This window comes from Bradyrhizobium sp. AZCC 2262 (assembly GCF_036924535.1).
Classification (GTDB): domain Bacteria; phylum Pseudomonadota; class Alphaproteobacteria; order Rhizobiales; family Xanthobacteraceae; genus Bradyrhizobium.
Map to the genome: position 1 here is coordinate 6,220,043 of NZ_JAZHRT010000001.1, position 14,657 is coordinate 6,234,699.

Consider the following 14,657-nt stretch of genomic DNA (forward strand, 5'->3'; position numbering starts at 1 on the left):
ACCGAAACTGTGTTGACGGTCGCGTCCGCATTTGCTGCGATTTGCGTTTGGGGCCAGGAGACGTCTGTGTTCGACGAGGGGGCCTATTCCGTGATCAGATCGATCGGATCATCATGCTGATCTTTGATCGATGCCTATCTGGAGAGTTGACCGCGACAGTTTTCGCGCGTTGAGCTTTGCCCGAATCATTGCCATGTCTTCATCGCCTTCAGCGAAGACAGCGGCTGGATGTGATCGACATGCCCTCCTAGCCTTGCATAGTCATCACGCCGCATCGTGAATTCGATAGGTGCAACGACCGCCGGCGTCGGCACGTAGCCGAATGCGTTCTTGGGAAGTTGAGAAACATCGACCATGAACGTGATGCCGCCGCCGGGCCAGACAAATACAGGCGCGCCGCCGCACGTGACTGACGTAATCGCTTCCTTCACTGAGTTCGTCAGTTGCACGGGATTTTCGGTGACGCCGGACCGCAGCGAGCCTCCGGCCCCGCCCATGAATAACACCGTGCACATTCCCGGCTCGCAGTTTTCGCTGATGCGTTCGATCGACGGTGTTAGATGGACCGGCAACGCCTTCTCGATAGGACGCAGGCCCTGGTCGAGTTCATAGTAGGCCCATTGCTCGCCCGTTGTGCTTACCATGAGCAATCGCAGACCCGGCCAGGCCTGCTTCGTATCGAAAGGGCCGAGAATCGTAAGCGGGTCGGCGATATCGGTGCCGCCCCACCCGCTTCCCGGCTCGGCGACCTGAAAATAGCGGCCCGGGGTCGAGCGACGGCCCTTCAGTTTAATTCCCGTTCCCGGAATGCCGAGCATCTTGCCGGCCTGATGTTCGGACAACACGCCGGTAATGTGGTCGTCGACAGCCACCACTTCGTCGATTTGGCCTAACCACTGCTTGGCGAACATTCCGATCGTTGCCGAGCCGCAGCCGGCGCGCATGCGCAGTTCGTCGACGCCGTTCACGATGGGCGCGTGTCCGGATTGCACGATAACGGAAGCACCGCCGTCCACCGTTAGTTCAAGCGGATTGCCGTTGCAGAGTGACACCAGGGCATCGCAGGTCGCGCGTCCCTCCTTTTTCGATCCTCCGGTGAGGTGGTGCACGCCGCCCAGCGAAAACATCTGCGAGCCGTATTCGCTCGTCGTGACGTGCCCGACCGCCTCGCCTTGCGAGCGAACCGTTGCCGCTTCCGCGCCGAGGTGACGGTCCGTGTCGATCTTGATCTTGACGCCGCAGTAACTGAATATTCCCTCGGTGACGACGGTCACCATGTCGACGCCGTCGATTGCGGAGGATACGATCAGCGGTGCCGGCTTGTAGTCGGGATACGTCGTGCCCGCACCAATGGCGGTCACGAAAGTTCTGCGCTCATGAAGCGGCGAGCCGTCCCAATCTTTGCTGCTTCGGAACGGGACGAGATGTCCGCCTTGTGCAACCGTCCTTTCGAGGATTACGTGCGGGTCGACGCGGACCAGCTCCCCTTCGACATTCGCATAGCGGTCGCACGCGCCCGCTGCGCCTGGTTTGATGTAGCACATCACCGGACAGGCATCGCATCTGATCTTGTCGCTGGCGGCGTCCAATTGGGTCGCTGGGGGATTCATGACGGTATCGTCCTGTGGAAAGTTATCGGGCCGAAGAAGGGCGCAGCGCGGTCAAACGTCGCGCCCTTTCGTCGGTTACTGCGCCACTGCCTCGTGGGTGGGCGCCGCGATCATGACCGCGACGCCGTCCGTTTTCGTCTTTGTCGCGAAGCCGGCCATCGCGAGAAGCAGCACGCCAAGGAACGAGACTCCAGCGAGGATGCTGTAGAAGATCGCCAGCGGGAACCACTGGCCCGGATAACTGGCCGACAGAGCCACGCCGATCACCGGTGTGAAGCCGCCAAAGATGGCGCCTCCGAGCTGATACGATGCCGAGATCGAGCTGTACCGAACCTCCACCGGGAACACCTTGCTCGCGTAACCAGCGATGACCGCATAGAAGCCGGAGGCGCACAGTGTCGCGATCGAAACCCCGGCGACGATGCCGGTTGTCGTCTTTAATTGAACCAGCAGGAACATCGGATAGGGCGCAAGCATTGCGAGCGCCGAAGCCACGAGCAAAAATCTGCTGTCACCGATCCGCTCCGCGATTTTAGCGGCCGCGAGCTGCCCAAGGAATTGCACGACCGCCACCATGGCGAGGCAGTCGAGAATTACCGCACGATCGAGGCCCAGGGTGCGGGTGGTGTAGGCGATCAGGAATGTGTTCGTGAAGTAGAACCCGGCGGTGCCGATGGTGAAGGCCAGCATCGTGAACAGGATCGGCCACGTAGCTTGCCGGAAGGCTTCGGCGATCGGGAAGCGCGCCAGCTTCTTGCTTTCGCTCGCCGCGGTGAATTCGGGCGACTCATTGACCCCCAGACGAATCGCTATTCCGACAACGAGGAGAACAAGGCTCAACAGGAACGGAATTCTCCATCCCCAGACCGCGAAACTGTCGCCCGACGCGCGTGAAACGATCGCGAAGATGCCCATCGAGAGCAACACCGCGGCGGGGCTGCCAAGTTGCGCGAACGAGGCATACCAGGTCCGACGACCCTCGGGCGCATGTTCGCCGGCCATCAGAACCGCCCCGCCCCACTCTCCACCTACCGAGATGCCCTGGCAGATCCGAAGAACAATGAGCATCACGGGTGCCCATATTCCGACCTGAGCGTAGGTGGGCAGGACGCCGATAGCCGACGTCGACAATCCCATCAGCAGCAGCGTCGCAATGAGCGCTTTTTTTCTGCCGAACCGGTCACCCAGATGACCGAAGAAGAAACCTCCAAGCGGCCTCGCAAAGAAACCGACGCCGAAAGTGGCAAGGGAGATCAGCAGCGACACGTTGGGGTCGCTGTTGGGGAAGAAGAGCTGCGGAAAGACCAGTGCGGAAGCCGTGCTGTAAATGAAGAAATCGTACCATTCGATTGTGGTGCCCGCGAAGGCGGCGGTGGCGGCGCGCTCGGGTTGACGCACCGAGGTCGAGACAGCACTGCCCATGGAAATACTCCTATTTTTGACCAATGAGCGACTTCGCAAGGTTCGTGCCACCTGCCAAACCGCCGATCCGTGACACCATATCCAGAATTATGTAGTTAAAACAACGTTCTGCGTTATTTCCTTTGCCGGCTATCGCCGGCACAGCTAACTTATGGGCTAAAATTTAAGCATACAAGTCTATAATTTATACATCCAGTACTAATAATCTTGGATACTATAATCTTCGTTCAGGGTTCGTTTGTCGACAAATGGTTGCCAAACTGGCACTGAAGCTCGAGTGGGAGGCCGGCAATGACCAAAAAGATCTACACATCGTGCACACTGGATTGTCCCGACGGGTGCGGAATCATTGCCCATGTCGACAATGGCCGCGTGGTGAAGCTTGAGGGACATCCGGATCACGAATTTACGAAGGGTTACCTCTGCGCCAAGACCTATAGATTTCCGAAGCGGCTCTATAGTCCTGAGCGGCAGCTTCATCCGCTCAAGCGCGCAAACGGATCCATCGACTCGCCGTGGGTACGCATCGGGTGGGATGAAGCGCTGGACCTGGTGGCCGACAGAATCCGCCGCTTCAAGGCGGAAACGGGCTCGCTTTCGATCATGCACTATCAGCGGACCGGATCGTGGGGAGTGACGAAGAAACTCAACCACCGCTTCTGGAATCTATTGGGCGGTGTAACAACGCCAAGCGGCTCACTGTGCAGCGGAGCCGCGCGCGCCGGACAGAAGCTCGACTTTGGCATTCGCTTAGGTCACGATCCTTCAGACATCGTCAACAGCAAGCTTGTCCTTCTCTGGGGACGCAATCCTCTAGCCACGAACCTGCACTTGGTGCCACTACTGAAAACGGTCAGTGAGCAAGGCGGCAGGGTGATCCTTGTCGATCCCGTTAAAAGCGAATCAGCGACGATTTGCGATCGGCACGTCCAGCCGCGCGTCGCAACGGACGCCTCATTTGCGCTTGCTCTGGCCAAAATCGTCCTGGAAGAGGGCCTGGAGGATAAGGACTTCATTGAACGTCACACCGACGGGTTCGCAAAATTCCGAACTCTCGTCGATTCCCATTCGCTCCAATCGCTCAGCGACCGTTGCGGATTGTCGATCGAGGACCTGCGGGAGTTGGCGCGCGAATACGCAACAACGAAGCCGGCGTCCATCCAGCTCGGATGGGGATTGAACAAGTACAAGAGCAGCGCGGAGATCTTCCGCTGCGTCGATGCCCTCGCCGCGCTCTGCGGTCAGATCGGCATTCCCGGCGGCGGCGTGACCCACGGTTATGACACCCAACGTCTTTTCGACAAGACGATAGAAGCATCCGACAGGGCGGAATTTCATCGGGCGATTCCAGAGCCTCTCCTGGGCCGCGGATTGCTGGAAGCCTCCGATCCTCCCGTCCGCATGATGTTCGTGAACGGCGGAAATCCGGTAAACCAATCGCCTAACTCAAATTTGGTCGCCAAGGCGCTCACGCAACTAGATTTTGTTGTCGTCGTCGACAGTTTTCTAACCGATACGACGGACTACGCACATATCTTCCTTCCGACGACGACGTTTCTGGAGGAAGAAGACGCACTCGTCTCGTGGGGCCACAACATTCTCGGCGGTGTAAACCCCGCCATTGATCCCGTCGGAGAATCCAGGTCGGATCTCTGTATTGTGCAGCAGCTCGCCGATCGGTTGGGTATCGGGGAAGAGATGGCCGGCACGCCGCGCGAGTGGTTGAGGCGCGTCATGAGCCCGATGGAGGCAAAGGGTGTGACGGTCGATGCACTTCTGGACGGCCCCATTCGCTGCCCGGTGGCGCCTCTTATACCGTTTGCAGACAAGAAGTTTCCCACGAGGTCGGGGCACTTCGAATTCATCTCCGAGATCGAAGTCGAGCAACGGAGGGATCCGGCGTTTCCCCTCACGCTGGTTACCAATTTTAGCAAGAAATGGTTGCTGTCACAGATGACGGAAGCCGAACATCCCAAGCTTGCCACTGTCCGCGTCGGCGCCGACTGGGCCGCAAACCATGGGATTGAGAACGGCCGGCAGATGCGGCTACGCTCCGCTGTCGGAGAACTCGTGGTCGAGGTACAGGTCGATCCGCGCGTCGGCAAGGAGATGGTGATCATGGCCGTCGGGACATGGATGAAACGCCACGGCGGCGTAAACATTCTGACGGAAGACATCATGACGAATTTCGGAGAGATGGCCGCGTACGGAGAAACACGCGTTCTTCTTGAGCCGCTGGAACCGGCGCTGGCCGCCGCTACTCGCGGCGTTGATTTGCAAATGACCGCATGATGAATTCCCCAGCTTCAGGATGCAGGCGATTGTCGGGCAGCACGCGCGAATCCTAAAAGCAATTCGAGGCACGGCAATCCGCCAGAACCCGAAGAGCCGGCAACTAGGAAGTCCGTAGTGATGGGTTCGAATGCGTTCTCCGACATACGACCAGACTGCCGTCCTGCGTCGAGATCACGGACGGTGCTGAACTGGGGAACGGGACCTGGATCGCCCGCCTTGAGCGGGGATTGAGCGGCGCATGTCAGACCGCAGATTTCTCTAAGCGCGGCAATCAGGAAGCTGCGGAAGCTGCTCCTGAGATCGCACTGAAGGCCGCGGCAATCGCTGCAATCCTAATCAAGGCAAGTCGAGACCAGTATCATGCCACCGGTAGGTCATGCGCCTGCCCGGATGACACCATGCGCAACGGCAGAGCGTGCGGCTCTCGGAGCGCCTATTCTCGGCCGGGCAGCGCGACACCGCTTTGCTATCCTAGCGATGTGACGCCCGTGATGATCGAGAGCTATAGGCAAAGGCAGGCTTCGGTGATCACGCGCCGCCGCGCAGCAGTTGGCGATAACCTTGCTCGGTCATCCATCTGGCACGCGAGAGGTGGCTTTCGAAGGCTCGCCGCGCGCGGTGGGCCTCAGTGTCTGGATCGATGCGCAGCACGATCCGAGAGACTTCACGCCAGTCAGCGCCTTGTTGATCAGCATCAAGTACCCGCATGTACGTGATCATGTGTTCCTCGTCATAAGCAGTGAGGACTGGCCCGCTTGGCGCAAACATCAGTGACTTGCGGATTGAGTTGCGGCTCTTTCATACGCGCGCTCGGTTTTTAGCGAAACGCGTCAGAAAGAACAGCTACTCCCCAATGACCTAGGGAACTCCCGTAAATGTATGCCGCAAATGCTGGCCGATCTCCTCGTTTTCAACATGAGTAAAACGAGGAGATCGATGTTACGCCGCGTGCGTGGAGAAGAGCACCTTTTGCTGCGCCAGTACTTCCCGCGCGGCAACTGCATAGATACTGCCATTTGTACTTACTCTCTTCCTTTACTCGCCGCGCTATCCCGTCGCGGCCCCCACACCCACATTTATCCGTTCGTACAACGAGGACCTAACCTTGAGCCGACGCACATTTGGAATGCCCGAGGCCGATGAATTGAAAGACATGACAAGGGTGTTAGCGAGCTTATGGGAAGCCGCGCAACGGCTTCCTAAGGGATCATCCGAACGGCAGGATGCTTTCAGACAGATTGGCGGCTTCCATAGCCGGTTGGCGGCATTAATTACGCGCGCCCTTTAGGCTCTCAGGGATGTCGTGTCGGGCTCTGCGGTGGCGACCGATCCAACTCGCGCCGGAAGATTGCGATTTGGAAGTTGGCGAACTTGATAAGACTGGCATTATCCCATTGGGTTTTCCCTGCCGTCGAAAATTGGGGGGATGGTACAATGCTTGGGCCGATGAGCCGATTTTGATTTTTCCGACGCACTGGAGGATCTGGCGCGCGCCAACAAGTTGGTGAGCTGATTTTTGCGGACGCTCGCCCTTTTTGAAGAAGTGGAACCCCGTTATGAGGACAGCGCTTTGCTTCGCTATGTTGCTCATTCCCACGATTGCGCTCGCTCAAGGCGCAACAACTGCAAAGCGGCCGATCGTCAGCGCGAAGCCGTTCGTTCAGACGAAGCCGAGAGCGCCCGTTGGTTGCAAGCTCGTCGGAACGGTCAAGGGAACGAAGCTCTGGGCGGGCGAATGCACGGCGACACCGGAGCTAAGAACAGGTACGCCATCCGAAGAGTCCGGTCCGTCGGTCCCCGACGCGGCGGGCGGGGCCACGCCGAAGGATCAGCAGTAACGCTGCAATTCATGTGCTGGTGTGGACGGCCTCTCATCCCCACGGTTCTATGGCGCTCTCGGCGTCACAGCTAGATGAGAGGAAAGTCTGATGAATCTTCCTATTCGCATCGGTATGGATACTTCTAAGTCGGTTTTCCAGCTTCACGGTGTTGACGAGAACGAGGTGGTGGTTGTCCGCCGCCAGTTCCGGCGAGCCGAGATGATCCGCTACTTCGAGCGGCTTCCGCCGGTTCTAGTCGCCATTGAGTCCTGCGGCAGCTCGCATCATTGGGCGCGCCTGCTGCAGTCGTTCGGTCACGAGGTGAAGCTGATCCCACCTCAGTATGTGAAGGCTTACGTGAAGCGCGGTAAGAACGACGCGGCCGACGCCGAGGCGTTGTGTTCAATATTCCCAATTGACCCGCTATGTCGGCGCCGACGGCGATGCGCGGCTCGCCTTTGAGAAAGACCAGTTCGGCCAACCGACCAGGATCGCCGACAATTACGTCCACAACCGCATGTTCTCGACGCAGATCAGCGAGGACTTTTACATCGACAGGGATATTAAGCCCCTCGTGCTCCAGTTGCGGGATGAACGCTTTCTCCATCCTAACGACAAGACGCTGCCCTTCTATCGCTCGCTTGCGGTGTATCCGATCTACGGAACCTTGCCCAATGCCGATGCCCGCGAAACGAAGGACTGGTTTATATACAAGCAGATGCTCGTGGCCGGGACCCTTTGCGTGGATTCGCCCAAAACGCGGGCGTTCGACAACGCCAAGCGATCGACCCGCGAGCAGGATCTTAGCACGCTGAAGCTGCTTTCCTGCCTCGCGTTCTCCAGCTTTCAACTCGTCTCGGTAGCGTCCGCTGTGGATCGGCGCCAGACCTTGACCCCTCTGGTGTGAGTAGAGTCATAAGGTTGCGGCGCCGATCGGCTTCCGGACCCCACGACGATTCACATGTTGCGGCTAGAACTCACAGAGAGCCCTGGCCACCTTGTCTCTCTCTGGATTTGGTGGAATGTCCGAGAAATTGTCGACCGTCGAGACCTCTGCGACCAGACGATCGGCGTCTTCCGATCTCAGAAACCTGCGCGCGACTTCTTGTTTGGCAACTTTCTTCACCGCGCAGATATAGCCCGCTTGGGTGCCATATCGCTCCTCCAACGAGGGCCGTGGATCACCGATGGCGTCACGCTCGGCTTTCGACTTGGCGAACGGGATGTATCCCCCGGTCAGACCGCCACCGCAGGGTTGCCCCTTGAAAAACCCTGCTGCCGTAACGTTCCATCCGGTATAAGTGCCGAGCGGCACCTGATGCAGCACCGATGCCACGCCTACCCGTTCGTTCCCGTCCTGATTAACTCGCGGCATAAGAGCTGGGATGATCTGTTTGATGGCAGGGGGTTGTCGCGTGATGATCCCAGAGAAATTCGCGTAGTCCAACTTGCTTCCGAAGTCATAGTCGAACAGCCCGACCGCCAGGCCAGTTGGCGGAGGCACTCCGGGGATTGACGGGAAATGCATGGCTTCCATCGTGTTGGGCACTAAATCGCCACCGCCGAGCGTCGGATAGACACTGGGTGGTGGTTCTATCCCCTGCACGACCCAGTCGACCAACGCAACCTGCAGCGCGTTCATCGTTTCGTCTTCGGGATTGGGATTCTGAGCAAGAACGCAACCGGCGGCCGGGCGAGATGTCAGGCCGAAACCGCCGGCCCCTCCGCCATGCGTGGTACCCGGAAAATAGTAACGCCTCACGATTGGCGGCAAGGGAAGATCAGCCTTCCCGTCTGTACCCGTCTCCGCGATCGTCATCAGTCTGGCATTATACTCGCTGGCGCCGAAGGTTTCGAAGATTTTTGGGCAAGTCCCGGTCGCGGTGCACCTGTCCAGAAGGCTCGCCTCGCCTCGACCACGCTTGATATCGATGTAGGAGGCCCACCATAAAACTCCTTCTCCTCCAGGCTCGTAGAGGGTTCCAGACCCACTCGGCAGTCCAAAGCGGACATTGATAGAGGTCAGTCGCCCAGCAATGTGAGGGTTAGCTCCGTCGAACACGCGGCGCTTTTGTTCGTCCTGATTAAAGCCGAGCAGGATGAAAGTCTTCAATGCGTTACCCGACTGGGAAATGCCCTGCACCACGGCATGATGGATCGTGCCCGCGATCGGATTTGGCGAGCCCTGATCGTCAGCGGCTTCGAAACGGAAGAACGATGCGACATCGCGCATCGCCGCGAGGCCTATGCCCAGTATCTTTGGATCCTTCGCCTCGTAGACAAGTTCGTACAGCAGACCCGGATCAAACCCGTTCTTCAAGCACAACGAGCGGGGGTTGGCGCTGCCGGGAAATGGAATCTTCGTACAGTCAGCAAAGGCCCAATCGCTGTCGGGGATTTCTTTTGAAACGCCAGTTTCGCCAGAGCGTGTCTCCGAGCTCTTGGCGATTAAGCGAGTTTTGGTCGTATCAAGGGACGCAGCATCGTAGGGAATCAGCGTCGCGACCATCCCCAGTGGACGGGTGTTGGAGCCATTTGGTGCATTCGCGATGCGGGCCAGTACGACTCCTGTGATCGAGGACCCGTCGGGATTGCGCGCCACTGGAACCTGAACCGTCCAATTGACCGCCGTCTGCTCGATATCGCCCTGCCAACCGCTGATCAGCGCAACGTGACCGAAATCCTGGGGTTTGGTGGCGGACGGACCAATCGAGCTGGGACTGTTGTTCATGGCAACCGGCCGGCCGCGATTGACCAGGTCATACCAGAGCACCCCGCTCGCCATGCTCATATTGACAGGCTTGATCAGCGTGAAATGCGAGACATATTCGACCTGACCGCGCGCGTTTAGGGGCGCGTATTGAATATCGGTGATGATAGCGTTGAGGGGGTTTTTGGGATCGAGTTCACCGTAAGCGCGCCCAGACAGACTTTTATTTCGTCCGCCAGGAAGTGCGATCGTTTGATCCACGACGATCCGGGTGACACGCGCCTGCGCCAGGTGGGTCACAACCAAAGCTACCGCCAACGCCGCTACGGAAATGCACCCGCGAAGGATTCTCATTAGATGTTCCTATCCCTTCGAACTCAGCCTCGATCCCCTTCACGAAATTTCAGAACTCTACACGCCGGGTCGCGCCTTGCCGAAATACATTAGTTCCCAGATCGCACGATCGTCGAAATGCTCCACCCGCGCATCCCCCTCGAATCTCTCGATCGTGACCTTGCCGGTGAAGCGGTGATAGGCGCCGTCAAAGCCGATCAGCCGGGCGACGATCCGCTTCAGGAGCGGCATACGTTCGGTGAAAATGGCTTGCAGAATGGTCTCCTCGCGCTCGAATGACACGACATAGCGCGTATCAGCGTCGCGATAGGTGTAGCGCGTGACATCAGCCACCGGCTTGCCGGTCTTGCCGTCGATCACGACGCGATCCATCTCGAAGGATACTTTGGCATCGTCGTCAGCGATGATCTTGCCGTCCCTGGCCAGCATGTAGACGATCTGCGTTTCATAGCCGTAGGCTTCGGTGGCTGTGATGTAGGATGCGATGACCGTGTAGGGACCGACGCTGGCCCGCGCCCAGTACCAGTTGTGCATGAGCGTCTGCATGGGGACGTCGCCCCAATTGTGATCGTGATATCCGCTGCCGGAGGCGCCATATTCCTCTTTGCCGATGCTGTAGCGGACATTTGCCAGTCCATGGGGCACGGCGGGAAGCCACGCAAACAGCTTTTCTCGCCCTTCGACCCCAAAATATGAATGACCGGACTTGGGACGCCAGGCGGGAACGTCTCCCGTCAATTCGATGTCGACCGATATTTCCCCGATGGTTGCCGTGATGTGGTAGCGATTGAGATCTCCGACGAAGTGGTTCGTTCCGATTTTAACGTTGCAGGTAGATTTCGATGCGGTGAACATCTCCGGGGTGGTGTCGAGGAGCTTGTCGTAGATCCGGCCGTCAGGCAGGGTTATGTTGATGGTGACCCTTGGTGCAAGTGGACCGCTCGGGCTGACATTGGGTTTGGTATAGAAAACCACGACTACAGTCGCACCATCGTCGAGATGGGCGTCGAAGTACCACCATTCGTAGAGGCCTTTTTCCGTACCGATGCGTTGACCGTCCTCAAACTGCGCTATTTGGACGGGGTCGATGCCAAGTCTCTCGTAATCGGCAGGACGATCCGCCAGCCGAACGTGGCCATTCTTGCTGCGATGCATGGGTCCGGCTTCTCCTGGCATGGCTTTATCGTCTGGCCTCAAAACTGAGACGCAGCGTGGCGAGAGTGGTTTTGCGGATCGGATCAAGGTTCATCGTTGGATCGACGAGCAGTTGCATGGAGAGGCCCAGCTGCAGGCTGCCCACCATCAGCGCCGCGGCGTCGGCGTCCAGATCGGATCGGATGCAGCCCTCGGCTTGTCCTTTTTGGACATAGCCCCGAAGTCGCGTCCTTACTTGCTCATGCGATGCGGCGAACGCCGTACGCAATGAACTCGCATCGGCTACCGCGGCCGACAACAACATAAAGTAAGCTTTCAGCTCGCCCTTCTCGGACAGGCTCCGCAGATAGAGGTCCGTATCGGCGAGTAGCGCATCAAGCCCAGGCATCTGATCGATGCCGAGCTCCGCGGCCAACACAGTTCGGCGGTCATGGAGATAACTGATTACGGCGTCGATCAGCCCTTGCTTTGAGCCAAACCGGCGTGTGACCAGGCTGCGGCTATAGCCTCCTCGTTGGCCGATCGCTTCGAACGTAGCCGCGCTGACACCGTGTTCGGCGGTAACGGAGATTGCGGCCCTGACGAGGCCGCGTTCGGAATCTTCCCGACGTTCGGCCTGGGTACGGCGAACGCGCATGGCTGATCGGTCGATCATCTGAAACATACCCCCTTATAACTTAGTAGTTGGAGAACTACTATCTTAATGTTAGCTTGCCGTCGCAGAGCCGCAGCCGACGTCCAAGAATACCGCAAGGGAGAGATTTGAGATGACCATTCCCCAGGAGGTGGCGGACACCATCGTCGATCCCAAGGCTTACGCGGACGGAAAAATTTACGAGAGCTATGCTTGGCTTCGCGCCAACAATCCGCTCGGGGTAGCACAACCAGCAGGCTACGATCCGTTCTGGGTCGTCACCCGGCACGCGGATATCCTCGATATCAGCCGCCAGAACGATCTCTTTCATAGCGGCGATCGGGCGACGACGATCACCAACAAGGCGGCCGACGATCATATCCGCAAGCAGACCGGCGGCAGCCCGCACCTTGTACGCAGCCTGGTTCAGATGGACGCGCCGGATCATGCGAAATATCGCGCCCTGACCCAGGCCTGGTTCATGCCACGCAACATCGTCGGCCTCGACCAGCGAATCCGCAACATCGCCCGCGCCTCGGTCGAGCGCATGGCCGCGAAAGGCAGCGAATGCGACTTCGTCCGCGAGGTCGCCCTCCACTATCCGCTGCACGTCGTCATGGAAATTCTGGGCGTGCCGGAGGAGGACGAGCCGCGCATGTTGATGCTGACTCAAGAACTGTTCGGCGCGACGGATCCTGAGCTCGGTCGCGCCCCCGGCGCAGCGGCCGTCCCCGGTGATATCGGTTCGATCCAGGCGGTGCTGGCCGACTTCTATCAATACTTCGCGAAGATCAGCGCGGATCGCCGCGCCAATCCCCGCGACGATCTGGCGACGGTCATTGCAACCAGCCAGGTCGATGGACGGCTCATCTCCGAATTCGAGGCGATGAGCTACTACGTCATCGTCGCCACCGCCGGGCACGATACCACCTCATCGACCACCGCCGGGGCGATGCGGGCCTTGTGCGAGAACCCGGACCAGTTCGCCTATGTGAAGGAAGATCTCTCGCGCGTGCCGGGCTTCATCGACGAGGCCATTCGCTGGACGACGCCGGTCAAGACCTTCATGCGCTCGGCGACGGCGGACGCAAAGGTTGGCGGTCAGGCGATCGCCAAGGGCGATTGGCTGATGCTCTGCTACGCGTCGGGCAATCGCGACGAGGCCGTGTTCGATGAGCCGAATCGCTTCCGCGCGGACCGCAAGCCGAACAAGCAGCTTGCGTTCGGCTATGGCGCGCACCTCTGCCTCGGCCAGCACCTCGCCAAAATGGAAATGCGCATACTCTACGAGGAGCTTCTGCCGCGGCTGAAATCCGTCGAACTCGCAGGCGAGCCGAAGATGTCCCAGGCCCTGTTCGTCAACGGGCTGAAGAGCTTGCCGATCCGGTTCGAATTCTCTTAGGCCCGCGGGCGCGTCGATGCCGAGCCGAAATCGCTCGGCTGGCGTTTCGCGACGGCGCCCATCCGTACCTGGGTCGATGCCCAGCGCGAATTGACGGACCTTCACCGGCTAATGAAGAAGACCGCCCAAACGCCGGTTGCTTGGAGGAATGGGGAGGGTGCGACGATGAATTTTCTGATCCCGGGCCCGCTCCAGATCGACCCGGAGTGGATGACGGATGCGTTGCGGCGGGCTGACGCGATACGCGAGGCCAGGGTTGTAGACATGACCTGCAAGCCGGTAGGTAACGGACTTGTTGGGGACAGCTACCGTTTCAGCCTGACCTATGAAGGGGTCGAGCCCGGCGCGCCGGCCAGCGTAATCGGCAAGTTTCCTGCGGCCGATCCGAACAGCCGCCGTTCGGGATCTGAGCACCTGCTCTATCTGCGCGAGGTGTCGTTCTATCGCGAGCTCGCGCATACCCTCGCCATCCATACGCCCCGCCCCTTCGTCGCCGAGATCGATCCGGAATCCGACGACTTCATCTTGATCCTGGAAGACCTGACACCTTTCCGGCAAGCCGATCAGCTCGCCGGCTGTTCACTCGACGACGCCATGACCGTGATGGCGGAGGCTGCGGCGTTGCACGCATCACGCTGGGACGACCCGGCGCTGCAATCGCTGGACTGGCTGGTGGCCCGCCCGGCTCGGGCCTCGGCCGCGGTCCATGAGACGCTGCCTCCCATCATCGGTCTCTTCAAGGACCGCTACCGGGACGCCCTCGAACCGGAGTACCTGGCGCTCGTGAAAAAACTTCCCGAAGTGCTGGCGCGCAGCCGCGAGGACCAATCGTCACCGCGCACGGTCCAGCATGCGGACTTCCGGCTCGACAATGTGCTGTTCGACGTCAAGGGCGGAGCGCGGCCGATGGCGACGCTCGATTGGCAGACCTTGAGAATCGGACCGGGTGCCATGGACGTGGCCTATTTCCTGTCCGCGGGCCTCGAGCCGTCCGAGCGGCGGCAGCACGAAGCCGATCTGGTGCATTTCTATCACGCCGAGCTGACCCGGCGTGGCGTGCGGAACTATGACTGGGATCATTGCTGGCATGAGTATCGGCGTCAGACCTTCCACGGCATTCTGATGGGCGTGTTCTCCGCCCTCAGCGTCGAGCGGACCGAACGGGGCGATGCGCTCTTCCTGAAGATGACCAGGGGCGCCTGCGAACAGGCGCTCGACCACCAAAGCATTGAACTCTGGCAGGCCTGACGGGAAA

The 14,657-nt window shown here is 59.3% G+C and carries 9 protein-coding genes and 2 pseudogenes; 5 read left to right on the forward strand and 6 right to left on the reverse strand.

Annotated features, from left to right (window positions below; genetic code table 11):
• Window positions 1–185 precede the first annotated feature (185 nt).
• Complete coding sequence (locus V1283_RS29140) at window positions 186–1,610, reverse strand: 6-hydroxynicotinate reductase (RefSeq protein ID WP_334390052.1); 1,425 nt, start codon at window positions 1,608–1,610, stop codon at window positions 186–188.
• A 75-nt stretch (window positions 1,611–1,685) separates the two neighbouring features.
• The gene (locus tag V1283_RS29145) at window positions 1,686–3,083 is read right to left on the reverse strand and encodes an MFS transporter (protein ID WP_334390053.1); all 1,398 of its coding nucleotides are present in this window, start codon (window positions 3,081–3,083) and stop codon (window positions 1,686–1,688) included.
• 240 nt (window positions 3,084–3,323) lie between these two features.
• Here V1283_RS29145 and V1283_RS29150 point away from each other — a divergent pair, with 240 nt between their 5' ends.
• Complete coding sequence (locus V1283_RS29150; protein ID WP_334390054.1) at window positions 3,324–5,324, forward strand: molybdopterin-containing oxidoreductase family protein; 2,001 nt, start codon at window positions 3,324–3,326, stop codon at window positions 5,322–5,324.
• A gap of 531 nt (window positions 5,325–5,855) precedes the next feature.
• Here the strand turns inward: V1283_RS29150 and V1283_RS29155 are convergent.
• A pseudogene (locus V1283_RS29155) lies at window positions 5,856–6,129 on the reverse strand (DNA -binding domain-containing protein).
• Between the two features lie 1,126 nt (window positions 6,130–7,255).
• Here V1283_RS29155 and V1283_RS29160 point away from each other — a divergent pair.
• Together V1283_RS29160 and V1283_RS29165 are read left to right on the forward strand one after the other, a co-directional pair.
• A pseudogene (locus tag V1283_RS29160) lies at window positions 7,256–7,549 on the forward strand (IS110 family transposase); the annotation flags it as partial.
• 13 nt (window positions 7,550–7,562) lie between these two features.
• Window positions 7,563–8,054, forward strand: a complete 492-nt coding sequence (locus V1283_RS29165; protein WP_334390055.1) for a hypothetical protein — start codon at window positions 7,563–7,565, stop codon at window positions 8,052–8,054.
• A gap of 63 nt (window positions 8,055–8,117) precedes the next feature.
• Here the strand turns inward: V1283_RS29165 and V1283_RS29170 are convergent, their stop codons facing one another.
• The 3 genes from V1283_RS29170 to V1283_RS29180 are packed head-to-tail and all read right to left on the reverse strand — an operon-like array spanning window position 8,118 to window position 12,030.
• The gene (locus V1283_RS29170) at window positions 8,118–10,211 is read right to left on the reverse strand and encodes an alpha/beta hydrolase domain-containing protein (protein WP_334390056.1); all 2,094 of its coding nucleotides are present in this window, start codon (window positions 10,209–10,211) and stop codon (window positions 8,118–8,120) included.
• A gap of 57 nt (window positions 10,212–10,268) precedes the next feature.
• Window positions 10,269–11,366 (reverse strand): hypothetical protein, encoded by a 1,098-nt coding sequence (locus V1283_RS29175; RefSeq protein ID WP_334390057.1) that lies wholly within the window; start codon window positions 11,364–11,366, stop codon window positions 10,269–10,271.
• 25 nt (window positions 11,367–11,391) lie between these two features.
• Window positions 11,392–12,030 (reverse strand): TetR/AcrR family transcriptional regulator, encoded by a 639-nt coding sequence (locus V1283_RS29180; RefSeq protein ID WP_334390058.1) that lies wholly within the window; start codon window positions 12,028–12,030, stop codon window positions 11,392–11,394.
• A gap of 103 nt (window positions 12,031–12,133) precedes the next feature.
• Between V1283_RS29180 and V1283_RS29185 the strand changes: the two genes are divergently transcribed.
• Entirely contained in the window at window positions 12,134–13,402 is a 1,269-nt protein-coding gene (locus V1283_RS29185; RefSeq protein ID WP_334390059.1) for a cytochrome P450, read from the forward strand.
• A gap of 165 nt (window positions 13,403–13,567) precedes the next feature.
• Window positions 13,568–14,650 carry a phosphotransferase gene (locus tag V1283_RS29190; protein ID WP_334390060.1) on the forward strand — a complete coding sequence of 361 codons (1,083 nt, stop codon included), beginning with the start codon at window positions 13,568–13,570 and terminating at the stop codon, window positions 14,648–14,650.
• Window positions 14,651–14,657 lie beyond the last annotated feature (7 nt).